Genomic DNA, 16,982 nt, shown 5'->3' with positions numbered 1-16,982 from the left:
CGGCGTGGATCAGGCCGCCTCCCGCAGCGGAGACGCTGCCCCAGGCCGGACCCGCCCACCGCCAACCCGATCTGCACACCCGCAGCAACGGCTGTGGGCCGAGCGTACCGGCGCGGCGCCGGCCGCGATCGGCAGCACGGGATGGTCGCGCTGCCCGCGCCCTACAACCGGCAGCCCTGCAGGCGCAGTTCCTGCCCCTGGCGCAGCGCATAACCAGGAGCCTTGAGCCCGTTCGCCGCGGCGAGCGCACTGACTTCGCAGCCATGCTTCTGCGCGATCCTGCCCAGCGTGTCGCCGCGGGCGACGCGATAGGTCCGCACCTGCTGCGCCTTGGGCTGTGCGGGCTGAGGCGTGCCGGTCGCGATCGTCGTCGGCACGCCCTCGACGGGGGTCAGGTCGCCGACCGAGACATTGCCGCGCGGCGCCTCGCGCAGGATCGCCGCGTTGACGTCGGCGGTCACCAGCGCATGGGCGAGGTCGGCGCGCGCGCCGCTGGCGCAATGCCGTCCGTACAGGCCGGCGACGCGGGTGGTCGCGTTGAGCACGGTGCCGGCGGGAATCCAGTCCTCGGCTTCGTAACGCGGATTGAGATTGCGCAGGGTGCGCATGTACCCGTCGCGGTTGCCGGCGTTGCCCAGGCACACGGTCAGCTCGTAGATGCTGGCGGTGCGCGTCAGCCGGAACGTGGCCGGATGCGCGTCCACTTTCGGGAACTGCACGCCGAACTCGCGCGGGTGCAGGAAGATCCAGGCCGCGGCGATCACCATCGGCACGTAGTCCTTGGTCTCGGCCGGGAACTGCTCGTAGGCGTCGGCGTACCAGAAGCCGGTACCGCCGCTCTGGCGATGCACGCGCAGCGCCCTGCCCTCGCCGCCGTTGTAGCCGGCCAGCGACATCTCCATGTCGTTGTTGAGCTGACGCAGGCGCTCGTTCAGATAGCTGGCGCTGGCCTCGGCCGAGGCGCGTGCGTCGTAGCGGGTATCGAAGCCGGTGCCGTCCGGGCCGAGGCCGAAGCGGCGGCCGGTCGCCGGCATGAACTGCAGCGGGCCGCTGGCGCCGGCACGCGAGGTCGAGTGCACGCGCCCGTTAGATTCCTTGGCCAGGATCCCGAACAGCAGCGCCTCGGGCAGGCCGCGCCGCTCGAACTCCGGCCACATCAGGTGCCGCATGACCTGGTAGTTCTCGTAGCTGGTCATCAGCTGCGGGCGCATGTCGGTCAGCCAGCGGCGGATGCCGGCCTGGACCGCGGGGTTGTACTGGACCATGCGGTCGAAGGTGTGGCGATGGTCGCCACCGAGCAGGGTCGCCGCGCGCACCGCCTCCGGTACGTCGTCGGCGAGCGGTGCCAGCGATGGATCGCCTTCCAGCAGCTCCTCGTCGCCGAGGTCGTCCGCGGCCTGGGCCTCCGCGTCCACGTCGGCCTTCAGCAGGCGCTTGTAGGTGGCCAGCACGTCGCTGAGCGGGCAGCCGCGCTGCTTCACGCAGGCATCGATGACGTCTTCCATGTCCTCGAGCGCCGCGTTGCTCTCCCAGGTGCCCTTGGCATCGCCGTTGCCGACCAGCACCAGCGCGTCGCGGTAGCGCTGCTCGGCCTGGGTCATGCGCTGCTGCAGCGCATCGGCGGCGGCACGGTCCTTGGCGGAGACGCGCTGGGCCAGCGCAGGCGGTGCGATCAGGAGAAGGGACAGCAGGCCCAGCACGGGCAGGCGGCGCAGCGGATTCGGCGAGGAAAGCATCAGGCAGGCGGTCGGCGGTGCGACCGGCAGGGTAGCGGCGACGGCGGCGCAGCGGCAAGCCGCCTCGCCGCCGGCATTCGCTCGCTTAGAATCGGCCGACGACTTCACGCGAGACGCGCCATGGATCCGATCCTGCTGGGCAAGGGCCTCACCGACGACGTCCCGGTCACCCTGCTGCCGGCACTGGGCAACCGCCATGGTCTGGTCGCCGGCGCCACCGGCACCGGCAAGACCGTCACCCTGATGACCCTGGCCGAAGGATTCTCGCGGATCGGCGTGCCGGTGTTCATGGCCGACGTGAAGGGCGACGTGGCCGGCCTGGCGATGCCGGGTGCCGGCGGCGAGAAGCTGCTGCAGCGCGCGGCGGAAACCGGCGTGGCCGACTACGCGCCGGCGGCCAGCCCGGTCGTGTTCTGGGACCTGTACGGCAAGCTCGGCCACCCGGTGCGGACCACGGTCAGCGAGATGGGCCCGACCCTGCTGGCGCGCGTGCTGGAACTCAACGACACCCAGGCCGGCGTGCTCGACATCGTGTTCAAGCTCGCCGACGACCGCGGCCTGCTGCTGCTCGACCTGGACGACCTGCGCGCCCTGCTCGGTCTGGTCGCCGAGGAGCGCAAGGCGGTCTCGTCGGAGTATGGACTTGTCAGCGCGCCGTCGATCGCGGCGATCCAGCGCGCCCTGCTGCGTCTGGAACAGGACGGCGGCGATGGCTTCTTCGGCGAACCGGCGCTGGAGCTGAACGACCTGATGCGGGTCAACCACGACGGCCGCGGTGTCATCGGCATCCTCGCCGCGACCCAGCTGGTGCTCAAGCCGCGGCTGTACGCGACCTTCCTGCTGTGGCTGCTGTCGGAACTGTTCGAGACCCTGCCCGAGGTCGGCGACCTGGAGAAGCCGAAGCTGGTGTTCGTGTTCGACGAAGCGCACCTGCTGTTCGACGATGCGCCGGCCGGACTGCAGCAGCGGATCGAGCAGGTCGTGCGCCTGATCCGCTCCAAGGGCGTCGGCGTGTACTTCTGCTCGCAGTTCCCCGACGACGTGCCGGCCAATGTGCTCGGCCAACTCGGCAACCGCGTCCAGCACGCGCTGCGCGCCTTCACCCCCCGCGACCAGAAGGCGGTGCGCATCGTAGCCGAGACCTTCGTCCCCAACCCGAAGCTGGATGTGACCGCGACGCTGTCGCAGCTGGGCACCGGCGAGGCGCTGGTGTCCACACTGCAGGACAAGGGCATTCCCTCGCCGGTGCAGCACACGAAGATCGCGCCGCCGCGCTGCCGGATGGGGGCGATCACCGAAGCCGAGCGGACCCAGGTCCGCGCCGGCAGTCCGGTCGGTGCCCGCTACGACACACCGGTCAACCGCGAGTCGGCGGCCGAACGGCTGGCCGCGCGTGCGCAGGCCACCACCGATGCGGCCAAGGCGCCACCGGCGGCCGGACGCCAGACGCCAGCCCCGCAGCCCGCCGGGACCGGCATCGGTGGGACAGTACGCGATGTCCTGTTCGGCAATGGCCGTCGCCAGGGCGTGGTCGAAGCCTCTGCCAAGCAGGCGGCCCGCACCATCACCAACCAGATCGTACGTGGACTGCTCGGAGGGCTGCTCGGTGGCCGGCGTCGCTGATCGCCGGCGGACGCCGCCCACGCGGCCGTTCCACCGAGGGCTGGCGGTGCTGCTCCTCGGTGTCGCCGCCACCGCGGCCGCGCAGGAAGGCACACCTCCCGACGACCGCGGTGCGCGCGACCGGCTGGCAGGCGGCTACTTCGGCAGCCTGCCATTGGACGGTTGCACCCGCGCGGACGCGCTGCTGCAGCTGCACGACGACGGCACCTATGCGCTGCAGGCGCATTGCGTGGCGACGATGCAGGCGCTGCCGGTCGAGCATGGCATCTGGTCGATCACCTGGAACGGCACCTGCGTTCAGCTGGCCCAGCCCGATCGACTGACGCTGTCCGGCCATGCGTTCGCGCTCGCGTCGGACGCGCTGCTGGTGCTCGCCGACGGCAGCTGCATCGAACCGGTCGCCGATCCACGCGGGCGCAGCCTGCATCGTGTCCTGCCCGGCGCGCAGGCCCGCTGAATGTCGCGCTGGCGTCCGCCCCCGGAAAAAAGCACCGCGCTGATCACGCGCGAAGGCCACGACCGGCTCAAGGCCGAGCTCGACGAGCTCTGGCGGGTACGCCGGCCCGAGGTGGTCAAGGCGCTGGCGGCCGCCGCCGCCGAAGGCGACCGGTCGGAGAACGCCGAGTACACCTACCGCAAGAAGCAGCTCGGCGAGATCGACCGGCGCGTACGCTACCTCAGCAAGCGCCTGCCTGCGCTGCGCGTGGTGGACAGCGCGCCGTCCGACCGCGAGGCGGTGTTCTTCGGCGCGCAGGTCGAACTGGAGAACCTGGCCAGCGGCGACCTGCTGCATTACCGCATCGTCGGCCCCGACGAGACCGACGCCGCGCGCGGGTACATCAGCATCGATTCGCCGCTCGCGCGCGCCCTGCTGAAGAAGCGCATCGACGACGAATTCGCGGCCGACCTGCCCGCCGGACCGACCCGGTTCGCAGTGGTCGCGGTCGAGTATCCGTCCGCCTGACAACGTCCGGCGCAGGCCACCACGCAGCGTGCGAACCGCGCAGTGCGCACATACGCAGGCGCATGCGGGGCGACCGTGCGGATCGTGGAATCAAGGCATTGGGCCGAACCGCACGCGGGCGTATGCAGGCGCAGTTGACGCTCGCATCCGTGCGTGGTTTCTATCCGGCGCCTCACTGCACATGTATTCAAGGGAGAGAACACATGTCGGCCCCGGACCCCGCCGTTGCCACACCCGTCACCCGGACTGCGCCCGCCGCCAGTCCTCCGCTGCGCACCGGCATCGTCATCGATGCGTCCTGCGACGTCTCAACCGATTTCCTGGCCGATCCCGATGTGGCGGTGATCCCGATTCCGATCCGGATCGGAGCGTCCACCTACGTGGACCGGCACGACCCCGACGCGAGCGCGCGCTACATGCGCGAGAACGGCAACGGCGAAGGTGCGGCCGGGCAGTCGATGCCACTGGACGCCGAGCAGATGCGCGCGTTCTTCGTCGAACGCTTCGCGCTGGATTACGACTCGGTCTACTGCCTGACCATCACCGCCAGCCGCAGCCCGATCCACGACGCGGCCACCGAGGGCAGCACGCTCGCGCTCAACCAGATCCGCGGGATGCGCGGCGCGGCCGAGATACGCCGGCCGTTCCAGCTCCGCGTGATCGACACGCGCAACATGTTCGCCGGCTCGGGCATCCCGGCGATGGCGCTGCGCGACATGCTGCGCGGACAGTTGCCACCCAGGGACATCCGCGAAGCGCTGTCGCGCATCATCGACGGCACCTACACCTACTACGTACCCGACGATCTGGGCTACGCGCGGACCCGCTCGCGCGTGCGTGGCGACCGCAGCATCAACCTGCTCAGCGCGCTGCTCGGCGGCGCGCTCGACATCAAGCCGATCATCCGCGGTCATCACGGCGATACCACGCCGGTGCTCAAGTGCCGCGGGCGCATCGAAGCCTGGGGCCGGCTGTTCGCCTTCGCCGCGGGCAAGGTCGCCGGCGGCCTGTACACGCCGCACGTGCTCCTCTCCTATGCCGGCCCGCTGGACGATATCGCCGGAATTCCGGAATTCCTGCGGCTGAGCACCACCTGCAAGAGCCACGGCGTGGCCCTGCATGTGCTGCAGATGAGCATCACCGGAATGATGAACATCGGCCCCGGCGGCCTGACGCTGGCCTTCTCAGGCCCCGAACACAGCGACACGCCCTGACCTCGCCGCGCGGATTCACCGCGCGGCCACGAGCGCCGACCCGGCCATCGCCGTCATGCCGCCTGCGGCACGACGGTCACGCGCGTGCGGGTCAGAGCACGCGCAGGTCCAGCGCCCCGGCGTCGCCGTTGTACTCGACCTCGCCGTACAGGTCGTGTTCGTCGCTGCCCATGATCCGCACGTCGACGAACTCGCCCGGCTGCAGGCCGGCGTCGCGGCCGTCCTGGATCTGCACGGTGCCGTCGATCTCCGGCGCATCGGCCATCGAACGCGCGATCGCCAGCTCGCCGTCCACCAGGTCGACCAGGCAGCGCTGCACGGTACCGACCTTGGCTTCCAGCCGCGCGGCGGAGATCTCGCCCTGGCGCTCCATGAAGCGGGCCAGCCGCTCCTGCTTGACCTCCTCGGGCACCGCACCCGGCAGGTCGTTGGCGGCGGCGCCATCGACCGGCGAATAGGCGAACGCGCCGACGCGGTCCAGCTGCGCCTCGTCGAGGAAGTCGAGCAGCTGCTCGAACTCGGCCTCGGTCTCGCCGGGGAAGCCGACGATGAAGGTCGAGCGCAGTGTCAGTTCCGGGCACATCGCGCGCCAGCGCTGCACGCGCTCCAGCGTCTTCTCGACCGCGCCCGGCCGCTTCATCAACCGCAGGATCCGCGGGCTGGCATGCTGGAACGGAATGTCCAGGTACGGCAGCACCTTGCCTTCGGCCATCAGCGGGATCACGTCGTCGACGTGCGGGTATGGATAGACATAGTGCAGGCGCGACCAGGCGTCCAGCTCGGACAGGCCTTCGCACAGCGCCTTCATCCGGGTCTGGTACTCGCGGCCGCGCCAGGTGCGCGCCGCGTACTTCAGGTCGACACCGTAGGCCGAGGTGTCCTGCGACACGATCAGCAGCTCGCGCACGCCGCCCTTGACCAGACGCTCGGCCTCGCGCAGCACCTCGTCGACCGGACGCGACACCAGATCGCCGCGCATCGACGGAATGATGCAGAAGCTGCAGCGGTGGTTGCAGCCCTCGGAAATCTTCAGGTACGCGTAGTGCTGCGGGGTCAGTTTCAGGCCGTAGTCGGGCACCAGGTCGATGAAGGGATCGTGCTTCGGCGGCAGCGCCGCGTGCACCGCTTCCATCACGCTGCCGTAGTCCTGGGGGCCGGAAATCGCCAGCACGTCCGGGTACTGCTCGCGGATCAGTTCCGAGCGCTTGCCCAGGCAGCCGGTGACGATGACCTTGCCGTTCTCGTTCATCGCCTCGCCGATCGCGTCCAGCGATTCGGCCACGGCCGAGTCGATGAAGCCGCAGGTGTTGACCACCACCACGTCGGCGTCGTCGTAGCTGGGGACGATGTCGTAGCCCTCGACCCGCAGCTGGGTGAGGATGCGTTCGGAGTCGACGAGGGCTTTCGGGCAGCCGAGGCTGACGAAGCCGACCCGGGGGTTCAGCTGGGACATGGGGGCCTGGGTACGTGGAGGGCCTGGGGCCAGAGGGCGCGGATTATAGAACGGTCGGCGCAGGTGGACCGGGGCGCGTGTTCAGCCTGGCCGGCATGACGCCGCACGACGCGGTATGGCACAGGCCGCCCGGAACAGGCTCGCGGCATCCCGTACCACGGCGCCGACATCCCCGCCGCACCGTCCATGTCCACGTTCCACCAGATGGAACTCCAATGTGGTGCCACCGGTGCCGAGCGCGGCTCCGGCGGCCACGGCAGCTCCGGGGGTCCGCCGCTCACTGCCCTGCAACGCCAGCCGCCGATAATGGCCGCCCTACCCGGCACAGCGAGGCGACTCCATGGGACAGTGGCTGCAGTTCGATACGCCCAGCGGCCGCATCGGCGCCTGGCAGGCGGATCCGACCGGCCCGGCCCGAGGCGGCCTGGTGGTGATCCAGGAGATCTTCGGCGTCAACGCGCACATGCGGGCGGTGGCCGACGGGTATGCCGCGGAAGGTTACGCGGTGCTGGCGCCTGCGTTCTTCGACCCGATCGAGCGCGGCGTCGAACTGGACTACAGCGAAGCCGGCTTCGCCCGTGGCCGCGAACTGGTCGGCGCGCTTGGTCTGGCGGCGGCCACCGGCATCGTCGCGTCCGCCGCCGACTGGCTGCGTGCGCACCTTGCCGCGCGGCAGGCACCGATCGCGGTGGGCAGCGTCGGCTACTGCTGGGGCGGGAGCGTGGCGCTGCTGGCGGCCTTGCGTCTGGGACTGCCATCGGTCAGCTACTACGGCGCGCGCAACGTGCAGGTCATGGACGCACTGGATGCCGAATCGTCCGCGTTCCTGCAGCAGCCGAAGGCGCCGGTGATGTTCCATTTCGGCCAGGACGACGCATCGATCCCGGAGGCGGCGATTGCCTCCCACCGCACCCGCCTGCCGACGATGCCGCAGTTCGTCTACCCTGCCGGCCACGCCTTCAACCGCGACGTCGATCCCCGTGCCTGGCATCCCGACAGCGCACACCTGGCCCGGCGGCGGAGCCTGGCCTTTTTCGAGGAACACCTGGCATGACCGTCACTCCCTTCGAGCCCGATCCGCGCCTGGCTGCCGACAGCATCTTCATCGCCGATGGCCCGCTGTCGCAGGTCCGCCTGATGGACGACACCCGCTTCCCCTGGCTCCTGCTGGTGCCGCGCGTCGACGGCGCGCGCGAATGGATCGACCTGGATGGCAAGCAGCAGCGCCTGCTGCTGGCCGAGCTGAACCAGGTCTCGCAGTTGCTGCGTGGCGAACCGGGCGTGGAGAAGCTCAACATCGGCGCGCTCGGCAACATCGTCCAGCAGCTGCACGTGCACATCGTCGGCCGGCATGCGGGCGACCCGGCCTGGCCGGGTCCGGTCTGGGGCAGCGGCGCGGCCCAGCGGCATGCCCCCGACGCGTTGGCGGCCCTTACCGAACGCTGGCGGCAGCGGCTAGCATAGGCATCCCACCGCTGCCGTCCCGCCGATCCCCATGAGCTCCAACCTGCTTGCCGCACTCATCCTGATCGGCGTCGGCCTGTTCTTCCTGGCCCGCAACCTGGGCTGGATCGACGGCGGCATCGGCAACATCCTGGCCACCTGGTGGCCCGCGATCCTGGTCGCGGTCGGCGTCGGCATGCTGCTCAAGCGCGGCAAGTAGGCCGCCCGGCCGCCGACACGGCGACCATCTTCAGGCGCCAGATCAGGCGCAGCCATCCTCGACGACAGGCGATGTGCGCTTTTCCTGCCGCCGCGTTGCGGACCCCGCAGCGCAGGCCTTCACGGAAGGGAGCTCATCCGTGGACCTGCGCTCCCCGGCCGTCGCCGGCAACCACGTCCGACCGCGCCGTGCGTCGGCCTGCATCCGGGCGCGCGGCTGCCTCGCGATACCCGGCCGCGCACACATGACGACCGTCGCCTCCGGAAATTGACTTCCGGCACCTGATCCAGCCCGACGGCGGGCGCACCATGACGTCACACCACCCGAGGACGCCACAATGCACCGCCGCCTGATTCCCGCCCTGGTCCTGATCGTGCTGGGCACGCTGTTCCTGCTGGACAACCTGGGCGTGGCCGGCATCGATGCCGCGCAGTTGCTGGCGACCTGGTGGCCGGCGTTCCTGATCGCCGCCGGCATCGGCAAGCTGCTGCTGCCCGCCGATCCGGCCAGCAGGCACTGCTGATCGGCGATGCCCCGTCGGGATCGGGATCCGGATGCTGCCGACGGCACGCACGGCACATGCAGTCACGGCCGAGGCCGGTTCTGGCAACGCATTGAGCGTCTGGCCGGGGCCGGCCGACAGGGCCCGATGAACGTCTTCTCGGCGCTGGCCACCGGCACCATCGTGCCGCAGCGCGGGCGCGGAGACGGCACCGCGTCAGGCCGACCGACCGCCGATGGAAATCGACGCGGACACGTGAAGGGGCAGCGATACGCGGTCGTCCTCCGACGCGATCACGCGCATGCGCCGGCAGACCGGCCCACACAAAAAAGGCGCGGAATCTCCGCGCCTTTTCCAGCCATCGACGGCGAAACCGCCCCAGCGTGCCGCTCAGGTCCGGGGCAGGGTCACGCCGGTCTGGCCCTGGTACTTGCCACCCCGGTCCTTGTACGAGGTCTCGCAGACGTCGTCGGCATCGGACTGGAAGAACAGCATCTGGGCGACGCCCTCGTTCGCGTAGATGCGCGCCGGCAGCGGCGTGGTGTTGGAGAACTCCAGGGTCACGTGCCCTTCCCACTCCGGTTCGAGCGGGGTCACGTTGACGATGATGCCGCAGCGCGCATACGTGCTCTTGCCCAGGCAGACCACCAGCGTGTCGCGGGGAATGCGGAAGTATTCGACCGTGCGCGCCAGCGCGAAGCTGTTCGGCGGGATGATGCACTCGTCGGCCTCGATGTCGACGAAACTCTTCGGGTCGAAGTGCTTGGGGTCGACGATCGTCGAGTTGATGTTGGTGAACACCTTGAACTCGCGCGAGCAGCGCACGTCGTAGCCGTAGCTGGAGGTGCCGTAGCTGACGATGCGCTGGCCGTCGGCGGCATGCTTCACCTGGCCCGGCTCGAACGGTTCGATCATGCCCTGCTGCTCGGCCATCCGGCGGATCCAGCGGTCGCTCTTGATGCTCATGCGATGTTCCCTGCGGGCCCTTCACCCAATCCGGCGATTGTAGAGCTGCATCCGGCTGCTGCACACCTCGGGAGTACAGCGGACAGGCTCGCATGCAGCCTCCTGACCACCGATGCAGCTGTCGGCAGTCCGGCACATCGCGGGCGTCGCCGGCTGCCAGGCCAGACCTGACGCCCGCACGACGGATCGGGGCCCACCGCCACGGCGCCACCACGTGGCAGCGGCTCACGGCGCTCCGCATCGGGAACCGACCCGCCTCACCTCCGCGAGCCAGCGGGTGCTCCGGCCAGAGGCCGCCCACGCGTCATGGCGTGCACGACCGGGGCCCGGCGAGAACACCTCGCATGCCCGTGCCGGTTCCATCCACTCGTTCCGGCAGTGACCAGGCGCCGCAATCGCAGCGCACTGCATCACCAGACGCGCCGCCGCCACGGGCCGCAACGACAAGTGCCCCCCCCCCGGGACGCTTCGCGGCCTCGCCTGGGTCAGCCCAGCGAGGCCGAGATCGGAATTGCCGCACGCGGCCGCTGCGCCAGATGCACGGCCATCGTCTGCGCCGTCGCCCGGTAGGCCTGGGCCAGCGCGGAGTCCGGTTCGGCCACGACGATCGGCGTCCCCGCGTCGCCCTGCTCGCGGATCCGCACGTCCAGCGGCAGCGAGCCCAGCAGGGGCACACCGTACTGTTCGGCCATCGCCACGCCGCCGCCGCTGCCGAACAGATGCTCGACATGGCCGCAGCTCGAGCAGACATGCATGGCCATGTTCTCGACGATGCCCAGCACCGGCACGTTGACCTTCTCGAACATCTTCAAGGCCTTGCGGGCATCCAGCGTCGCGATCTCCTGCGGCGTGGTCACGATCACCGCGCCGGCGACCGGAATCTTCTGTGCCAGCGTCAGCTGGATGTCGCCGGTACCCGGCGGCAGGTCGACCAGCAGGTAGTCCAGGTCGCCCCAGAGCGTGTCGGTGAACAGCTGGGTCAGCGCACCGGTGGCCATCGGCCCGCGCCAGATCATCGGCGTGTCCTGGTCGACCAGGAATCCGATCGACATCGCATCCACCCCGAACGCCCGCATCGGTTCGATCGACTTGTTGTCCGGGCTGTCGGGCCGGCCCGACAGACCCAGCATCGCCGGCACGCTCGGCCCGTACACGTCGGCATCCAGGATTCCGACCCGCGCGCCCAACTGGGACAGCGCCAGCGCCAGGTTCACCGCCGTGGTCGACTTGCCGACGCCGCCCTTGCCCGAGCCAACCGCGATCACGTTGCGCACCCGGGGGGCCGGCGACAGGCCTGGCTGGGGCTGATGGGCGGCGATGCGGGTACGGATCTCTATCCCATGCAGCCTCCCAAGTCCGGCTTCTGATACGGCAGCTTCAGCTTCGACCAACACACGCTCAGCCAGGTCGCCGGCGGGCCAACCGAGATGAAGCGTCACACGGGCACTGTGCGGCGCTAGCTCCGTGACCTCCCATCTGGCGAGAGGTGGGGCCAGCTTCGTGCCTCCCATTGTCTGCAGGTCTTCCAAGGCCACCCGTAACGAGGACTGGCTATTCATACAAGTCTCGACAACTCCTAGGAGTCCCATTGTCTCACCGATGCGGACCTATTCATTTTCCCTGGATGAGCGCCATGTGACGAAGTGATGCACACGAAATTAATTCCATGTTAAGTTCCGACCTAGGCCGCTCTCGTTGCGGCCTCATTCAGACTTCGACTCAGGACGAGTCCTTACATCGATCCAGGGGAACCAATCCGTGACACCTAATCAGATACACAAGCGCAATCGCCTCACCGCGGCCCTAGTTGCCACATTGATGCTCCCGACCGGCTTCGCGTTGGCTCAGGACGGCGAGTCCACCTCGGGAACTGAAGGCGCCACCAACCTGGATCGCGTCTCGGTGGTTGGTTCGCGCATCAAGCGTTCAGAGATCGAAGGTCCGGCTCCCGTGACCGTGATCACGCGTGCCGACATCGACCGCGAAGGCTTCCAGACCGTGGGCGACATGCTGCAGTCGTTGAACCAGAACAGCAGCGGCTCGTTCACCGGTGACCTGGCTGTCGGCGGGTTTACTCCGAATGCACAGGTGGTGAACCTGCGCGGCATGGGTCCGGGCTATACGCTGACGCTGATCAATGGCCGTCGTCCGGCGATGTACCCCACCACGTACAACCGCGACAACAATGTCGTCAACGTTCGCAGCATTCCGACCGCGATCATCGAGCGCGTCGAAATCCTGACCGGCGGCGCCTCCGCCATCTACGGATCCGATGCTGTCGCAGGTGTCGTGAACATCATCCTGCGCGAAAACTATGATGGCCATCAGGTTCGCCTGACCACCGGGACCACTGAAGCCGGCGGTGGCGACAACGTCCAGCTGGAGTTCACCGGCGGCAAGACGGGCGATCGCTGGAGCACCACCTACGCGTTCCAGTATGGTGCGTCCGAGCCGATCTACGGCACGCAGCGCGATTTCATGGCCGACACGCGCAATGGTCCTCTGGGTCCGGAGTTTACCAATCCTGGGCTCTCGCTCGCGATTCTGCGCACCAATGCGACTGTCACTGCTCCCACCACCTCGCTCTACTATCCGGGCCAGGCGGTGTGTGATCTGTTCGGCTTCGAAACCAAGACCACGGCGCAACGCGGTACCTACTGCGGCTCCTACACCAGCAACGGCGCGCAGAGCATTCAGAACAAGGACAACGCCTATGCTGCCTACGCTTATGGCACGTTCGATCTGACGGAGAGCACGCAGCTGTTCGGCAGCGTCAATTATTACAAGAGCGAAGCAACGTCCAGCAACGGCACTGAGTTCTGGAGCACGTCCAGCGATCCGTTCCTGCGTACCGGCGGTGGATCCCAGGCGCTCGGCTATTACGATCCGCAGTTTGGTGCCATCACCTTCCTGCAGCGTGTTTTCCAGCCGTTTGAGATCGGCGGCCTCGACTCGGGCGTGACGACGTACGACGAACAGACCTATGAGGTGTCCGCGGGCGTTCTTGGCACCTTTGCAGACCGCTTCGACTGGGAGTTCACCGCAGCCTACTCCAAGTACGAGTACGAACGCGATCGCCCGAAGCTGTTCGCGAAGGGCGTGCATGATTACTTCCTTGGCGACCAGCTGGGATGGCACACCCACACCAACGGGACTCGCTACCCGATCTACAACCTCAATCTCGAACGCTACCTCGCGCCGTGGACCCCCGAAATGCGCGACAGCGTGACGGCACGAATCCGCGACGATTCGGAGTCGAGCTCCGCGACGGCCAACTTCGTCGTGTCTGGCGATCTGTTCGAGCTGCCGGCAGGCTCCGTCAGCTTCGCAAGCGTGCTCGAGTACAACCGTCAGACCATCGACATGGAAGGCGATCCGCGCCTGGACCCGAATCGCCCGATCGACGACCAGACCATCTTTGGCCTCAGCGGCTCGGGCGCCACCCACGGCAAGCGTGAACGCTATGCGGCTGGCCTCGAGGTCCGCGTGCCGATCTTGGACTCGCTGACCGCGCAACTGGCTGCGCGCTGGGACAAGTACGACGATCTGGCACCGGTCGACGACGCGGTGACCCAGCAGTTCGGACTTGAATGGCGTCCGTTCGACAGCCTGCTGGTCCGCGGCAGCTACGCCACCAGCTTCCGCGCTCCCGACATGCAGATGGTGTACGCACAAGGTGCCGGTGGTTTCGCCAACAACGTCGATCGTTACGCGTGCCGGGCCGGCGTCGGCGTGGCCGAGGGCGAAGGTCCGCGCAGCATCGCCCAGTGCAACGTGGCTGGCGATCCGACCATCTATCAGCTGCAGACCGTGACCGCGGGCAACAGCCTGTTGGAAGAGGAGAACGGCAAGTCGTTCGGTGCCGGCTTTGTGTGGGACATCATGGACAACATGTCGCTGTCCGTTGACTACTACCGCATCAAGCTGGAAGACCAGGCCCTGCTGCTCTCGGCGGCAACGCTTCTTGAGGATGAAGCCAACTGCCGTCTTGGCGTCTACCCGGATGGCCGCCAGTATCCGAATGCCTCCAGTTCGGCTTATTGCCAGAACGTGTATAACCTGGTGGTTCGCGGTGGCGACCCGCAGACCGGTCGCATCGAGCAGGTGCGTTCGGCCTTCATCAACGCTGCACTGACCGACACCAGTGGTATCGATGCGGCATATCGGTACCGCCTGGACACCGATCGCCTGGGACGTTTCACGTTTGACCTCGGCTACTCGCTGAAGCTGACCGACAAGTACAAGCAGTTCGAGGAAGATGAGCTGGTCGATTACCGAGACACCCCGAGCCTGTACGACACCCGCAGCCGCGTCCGTGGTTCTGTCGGCTGGCAGAGGGACGACTGGAATGTCACGCTGTTCGGCACGCGCTGGGGCACCATCCGCAACTCGGCCAATGCCGACTTCACCAACACTGCGGGTGGCTTCTCGCCGCGTCGCCTGCCGCCTTACATGCTTTACAACCTGACGGTTGGAAAGAAGTTCGGCACCAGCGTGGAGACGCAGCTGACCGTGGTCAATTTGCTGGACAACCAGTATCGATACGACGCTTCGGCCGCTTATCCGTTCTTCAACGTGTATGGTGGCTCGAATCCGTATGGCCGCAGCTATTACGTGAGCGTTGCCTACAAGTTCTGATCGAAGATCAGGCGTTAGGACATCGAGAGGGCCCGGTAGAAACCGGGCCCTTTTTTTTATTCCGCCGAGTATCCAGCGCACGACGGATGGTGCGAGAATGCAGGCGCATCCAGGGCCAAGGAGCGTGCTTTACGCACAGGCCACGGAGCTGACCAACACCATGGGGACCGACGATGACGCTCAGCCGTTTTGCTGTGATCTGCGCTGCAGGCCTGTACTGCGGCAGCGCACCAGCCTCCACACCTCGAATTCCGATTGATGAGTTCGCCAAGCATCCCAGTTATGGCACAGCCAAGATTTCGCCGGATGGACGCCACCTGGCGATCACGGTTGATCGCGGCGACCAGGACGTACTGACCATACTGCGGATCGATGATAACGATCTCAAAGTCATCAAGATCAATCAGCTCCCTGACAAGAAAAGCGTGGGTAGCTTCTACTGGGTCAGTCCGGAGCGGCTGATGTTCAACGCGGTCAGGAAAATGGGCGGTTACGCGCAACCGTTCGCGACTGGCGAGTGGTTTGCTGTCAATGCCGATGGCTCCCAGCCCCGCCCTCTGATCTTCTACGGAACCCGTGGCGCGACCCAGCGGGGGAAGACCGTCGGTGCGGAGCGCTTTTCATTGCTCGATACGCTCAAGGATGACGATCAGAACGTCATCATGCAGGTGACATCACAGAGGTCAAGCGAAGGTTTCGGCACGGAAGTTGTCAGGATGGATACTGTAAGCGGACGCCGAACTTCGCTTGCGAGCGCCCCCAAGGAGAACTGCAGGATCACCTTGGACACTGATAAGAACCCGCGCTTTGCGGTTTGCTCCTCCAGTCGCGATGAAGAAGGCAGGTACGATGAACGTACCGAGCTTTATCAGTTGAATGGCCTCAGCTGGACGCTTTTGAATGCCTCCAAGACGGATGGAAGGCACTTGACCGTCGAACACACTGCTGCCGACGGCACCGTTTATGCGACGCAGAGTGAAAACAAGGCTCCGGCAGCAGTCGGTACGCTGGACGTCGCCAGCGGGCAGTTCAAGCAGCTTTTCCAGGACCCCGTCGCCGACATCAGTAACCTCATCTGGTCGACCGACGAGAACGCACTCATCGGCGTGGTGACCGAAGCCGGCGCACCAAGCGTCTCGCTGATCGATGACTCCCATCCAGATGCAAAGCTGTATGCATCCCTCGCGGCTGCTTTCCCTGGTGAAATGGTGGATTTCTCTAGCCATACGCAGGACGGGCGCAAGATCGTGGTTTCGGTCGATGGCGACAGGAATCCCGGCGAGCTCTATCTGTACGACCGTGACACGGGCAAAGCCCGTTTCCTCATGCAGCGCCGGCCGCAGCTGGACAAGGAGAAGATGGCATCAGTGAGGCCTTTCAGCTTCCTGTCCCGTGATGGGAAAACCACTATCCATGCCTTCCTGACCATTCCCAACGGTTCCGATGGCAAAAACCTCCCGCTCATCGTCAATCCGCATGGCGGCCCGATCGGACCTCGCGATTCCTGGCGGTTCAACTGGGAGACCCAGTTGCTGGCGAGCCGCGGCTATGCCGTCCTGCAGGTGAACTATCGCGGCTCCGGCGGATATGGGCAGGGTTTCCAGGACGCGGGTCACCAGCAATGGGGGCAAGGCATTCAGAACGACATCATCGACGCAACTCAATGGACCATCCAGAACGGTCACGCTGACAAGGAGCGCATCTGCATCTATGGCGGAAGCTTCGGCGGGTACTCATCGCTGATGGCGCCGATACGCGCGCCGGGCCTGTTTCAATGCACGTTCGGTTACGTTGGCGTTTACGACATCGACATGATGTTCAAACGCGGCGATATCCCGCAGAGCGATTTCGGCCAGCGTTACCTGCGTCGCACACATGGCACCGATCCCAAGACCTGGGCCGAGAATTCTCCTGCCCAACGTGCCGCAGAGGTGAAGATCCCGGTCTATCTGGCCGCCGGTGCACGTGACGAGCGCACACCTCCCGAACAGACGGAACTCATGAACAAGGCGCTGATCGAGGCGGGCAATCCGCCGGAGGGGATGATCATCCAGTCCGGGGAAATGCACGGGTTCTACGACGTCCAGAATCGGGTCAATCTGTACACCAAGATGCTTGATTTCTTCAGCCGCCATATTGGTGGGGAGGTCTCGGTCGGCGCACCGACCAAGGCCAACTGAGGAGGTGTCACCAGATGGCACCCCTATAGCCGGGTTGCGCGGC

The 16,982-nt window shown here is 66.9% G+C and carries 14 protein-coding genes; 10 read left to right on the top strand and 4 right to left on the bottom strand.

The window, feature by feature from the left end; all coding sequences use genetic code 11:
• Positions 1-161: 161 nt before the first annotated feature.
• Complete coding sequence (locus IB242_RS08795) at positions 162-1,736, bottom strand: transglycosylase SLT domain-containing protein (RefSeq protein ID WP_192278238.1); 1,575 nt, start codon at positions 1,734-1,736, stop codon at positions 162-164.
• Positions 1,737-1,856: 120 nt separating this feature from the next.
• Between IB242_RS08795 and IB242_RS08790 the strand changes: the two genes are divergently transcribed.
• From IB242_RS08790 to IB242_RS08775, 4 genes are all read left to right on the top strand, one after another.
• Positions 1,857-3,359, top strand: coding sequence for a helicase HerA-like domain-containing protein (locus IB242_RS08790; RefSeq protein WP_192278236.1), 1,503 nt, complete (start codon positions 1,857-1,859; stop codon positions 3,357-3,359).
• 46 nt (positions 3,360-3,405) lie between these two features.
• Positions 3,406-3,816: a copper resistance protein NlpE N-terminal domain-containing protein gene (locus tag IB242_RS08785; protein ID WP_192278234.1), complete on the top strand. Its 411-nt coding sequence runs from the start codon at positions 3,406-3,408 to the stop codon at positions 3,814-3,816.
• Positions 3,817-4,323 carry a transcription elongation factor GreB gene (gene greB / locus IB242_RS08780; protein WP_192278232.1) on the top strand — a complete coding sequence of 169 codons (507 nt, stop codon included), beginning with the start codon at positions 3,817-3,819 and terminating at the stop codon, positions 4,321-4,323.
• 203 nt (positions 4,324-4,526) lie between these two features.
• Positions 4,527-5,537: a DegV family protein gene (locus IB242_RS08775; protein WP_192278230.1), complete on the top strand. Its 1,011-nt coding sequence runs from the start codon at positions 4,527-4,529 to the stop codon at positions 5,535-5,537.
• A gap of 91 nt (positions 5,538-5,628) precedes the next feature.
• On the opposite strand, the gene rimO is transcribed toward IB242_RS08775, so the two are convergent.
• Positions 5,629-6,990: a 30S ribosomal protein S12 methylthiotransferase RimO gene (rimO, locus tag IB242_RS08770; protein WP_192278228.1), complete on the bottom strand. Its 1,362-nt coding sequence runs from the start codon at positions 6,988-6,990 to the stop codon at positions 5,629-5,631.
• 340 nt (positions 6,991-7,330) lie between these two features.
• On the opposite strand from rimO, the gene IB242_RS08765 reads away from it, so the two are divergent.
• The 4 genes from IB242_RS08765 to IB242_RS08750 all read left to right on the top strand — a co-directional run bounded on the left by IB242_RS08765 (position 7,331) and on the right by IB242_RS08750 (position 9,176).
• On the top strand, positions 7,331-8,044 hold the full coding sequence (locus tag IB242_RS08765; RefSeq protein ID WP_192278226.1) for a dienelactone hydrolase family protein: 714 nt from the start codon (positions 7,331-7,333) through the stop codon (positions 8,042-8,044).
• A complete protein-coding gene (locus tag IB242_RS08760) occupies positions 8,041-8,454 on the top strand; it encodes an HIT family protein (protein ID WP_192278224.1) in 414 nt (137 codons plus the stop codon). Before IB242_RS08765 ends, IB242_RS08760 begins: the two co-directional genes overlap by 4 nt.
• A gap of 31 nt (positions 8,455-8,485) precedes the next feature.
• Positions 8,486-8,653, top strand: coding sequence for a DUF5668 domain-containing protein (locus tag IB242_RS08755; RefSeq protein ID WP_192278223.1), 168 nt, complete (start codon positions 8,486-8,488; stop codon positions 8,651-8,653).
• Between the two features lie 337 nt (positions 8,654-8,990).
• Positions 8,991-9,176: a DUF5668 domain-containing protein gene (locus IB242_RS08750; RefSeq protein WP_192278221.1), complete on the top strand. Its 186-nt coding sequence runs from the start codon at positions 8,991-8,993 to the stop codon at positions 9,174-9,176.
• Between the two features lie 369 nt (positions 9,177-9,545).
• Here the strand turns inward: IB242_RS08750 and dcd are convergent, their stop codons facing one another.
• Both dcd and apbC read right to left on the bottom strand, forming a co-directional pair.
• Entirely contained in the window at positions 9,546-10,121 is a 576-nt protein-coding gene (dcd, locus tag IB242_RS08745) for a dCTP deaminase (RefSeq protein ID WP_192278219.1), read from the bottom strand.
• Positions 10,122-10,606: 485 nt separating this feature from the next.
• On the bottom strand, positions 10,607-11,458 hold the full coding sequence (gene apbC, locus IB242_RS08740; RefSeq protein WP_192279247.1) for an iron-sulfur cluster carrier protein ApbC: 852 nt from the start codon (positions 11,456-11,458) through the stop codon (positions 10,607-10,609).
• Positions 11,459-11,939: 481 nt separating this feature from the next.
• On the opposite strand from apbC, the gene IB242_RS08735 reads away from it, so the two are divergent.
• Both IB242_RS08735 and IB242_RS08730 read left to right on the top strand, forming a co-directional pair.
• A complete protein-coding gene (locus IB242_RS08735) occupies positions 11,940-14,759 on the top strand; it encodes a TonB-dependent receptor (protein WP_192278217.1) in 2,820 nt (939 codons plus the stop codon).
• A 173-nt stretch (positions 14,760-14,932) separates the two neighbouring features.
• The gene (locus tag IB242_RS08730) at positions 14,933-16,939 is read left to right on the top strand and encodes a S9 family peptidase (RefSeq protein WP_192278215.1); all 2,007 of its coding nucleotides are present in this window, start codon (positions 14,933-14,935) and stop codon (positions 16,937-16,939) included.
• Positions 16,940-16,982 lie beyond the last annotated feature (43 nt).

Source organism: Xanthomonas sp. XNM01 (assembly GCF_014851915.1).
Lineage (GTDB): Bacteria > Pseudomonadota > Gammaproteobacteria > Xanthomonadales > Xanthomonadaceae > Pseudoxanthomonas.
The sequence above is the reverse complement of the archived record's forward strand: the minus strand, read 5'-3'. Positions and strand labels throughout refer to the sequence as shown.

Excerpts from the sequence above, each read along its gene's own strand:
- IB242_RS08795 (WP_192278238.1), bottom strand. The coding sequence starts at position 1,736 with ATGCTTTCCTCGCCGAATCCGCTGCGCCGCCTGCCCGTGCTGGGCCTG.
- IB242_RS08790 (WP_192278236.1), top strand. The coding sequence starts at position 1,857 with ATGGATCCGATCCTGCTGGGCAAGGGCCTCACCGACGACGTCCCGGTC.
- greB (WP_192278232.1), top strand. The coding sequence starts at position 3,817 with ATGTCGCGCTGGCGTCCGCCCCCGGAAAAAAGCACCGCGCTGATCACG.
- IB242_RS08775 (WP_192278230.1), top strand. The coding sequence starts at position 4,527 with ATGTCGGCCCCGGACCCCGCCGTTGCCACACCCGTCACCCGGACTGCG.
- rimO (WP_192278228.1), bottom strand. The coding sequence starts at position 6,990 with ATGTCCCAGCTGAACCCCCGGGTCGGCTTCGTCAGCCTCGGCTGCCCG.
- IB242_RS08765 (WP_192278226.1), top strand. The coding sequence starts at position 7,331 with ATGGGACAGTGGCTGCAGTTCGATACGCCCAGCGGCCGCATCGGCGCC.
- IB242_RS08760 (WP_192278224.1), top strand. The coding sequence starts at position 8,041 with ATGACCGTCACTCCCTTCGAGCCCGATCCGCGCCTGGCTGCCGACAGC.
- IB242_RS08755 (WP_192278223.1), top strand. The coding sequence starts at position 8,486 with ATGAGCTCCAACCTGCTTGCCGCACTCATCCTGATCGGCGTCGGCCTG.
- IB242_RS08750 (WP_192278221.1), top strand. The coding sequence starts at position 8,991 with ATGCACCGCCGCCTGATTCCCGCCCTGGTCCTGATCGTGCTGGGCACG.
- dcd (WP_192278219.1), bottom strand. The coding sequence starts at position 10,121 with ATGAGCATCAAGAGCGACCGCTGGATCCGCCGGATGGCCGAGCAGCAG.
- IB242_RS08735 (WP_192278217.1), top strand. The coding sequence starts at position 11,940 with ATGCTCCCGACCGGCTTCGCGTTGGCTCAGGACGGCGAGTCCACCTCG.
- IB242_RS08730 (WP_192278215.1), top strand. The coding sequence starts at position 14,933 with ATGACGCTCAGCCGTTTTGCTGTGATCTGCGCTGCAGGCCTGTACTGC.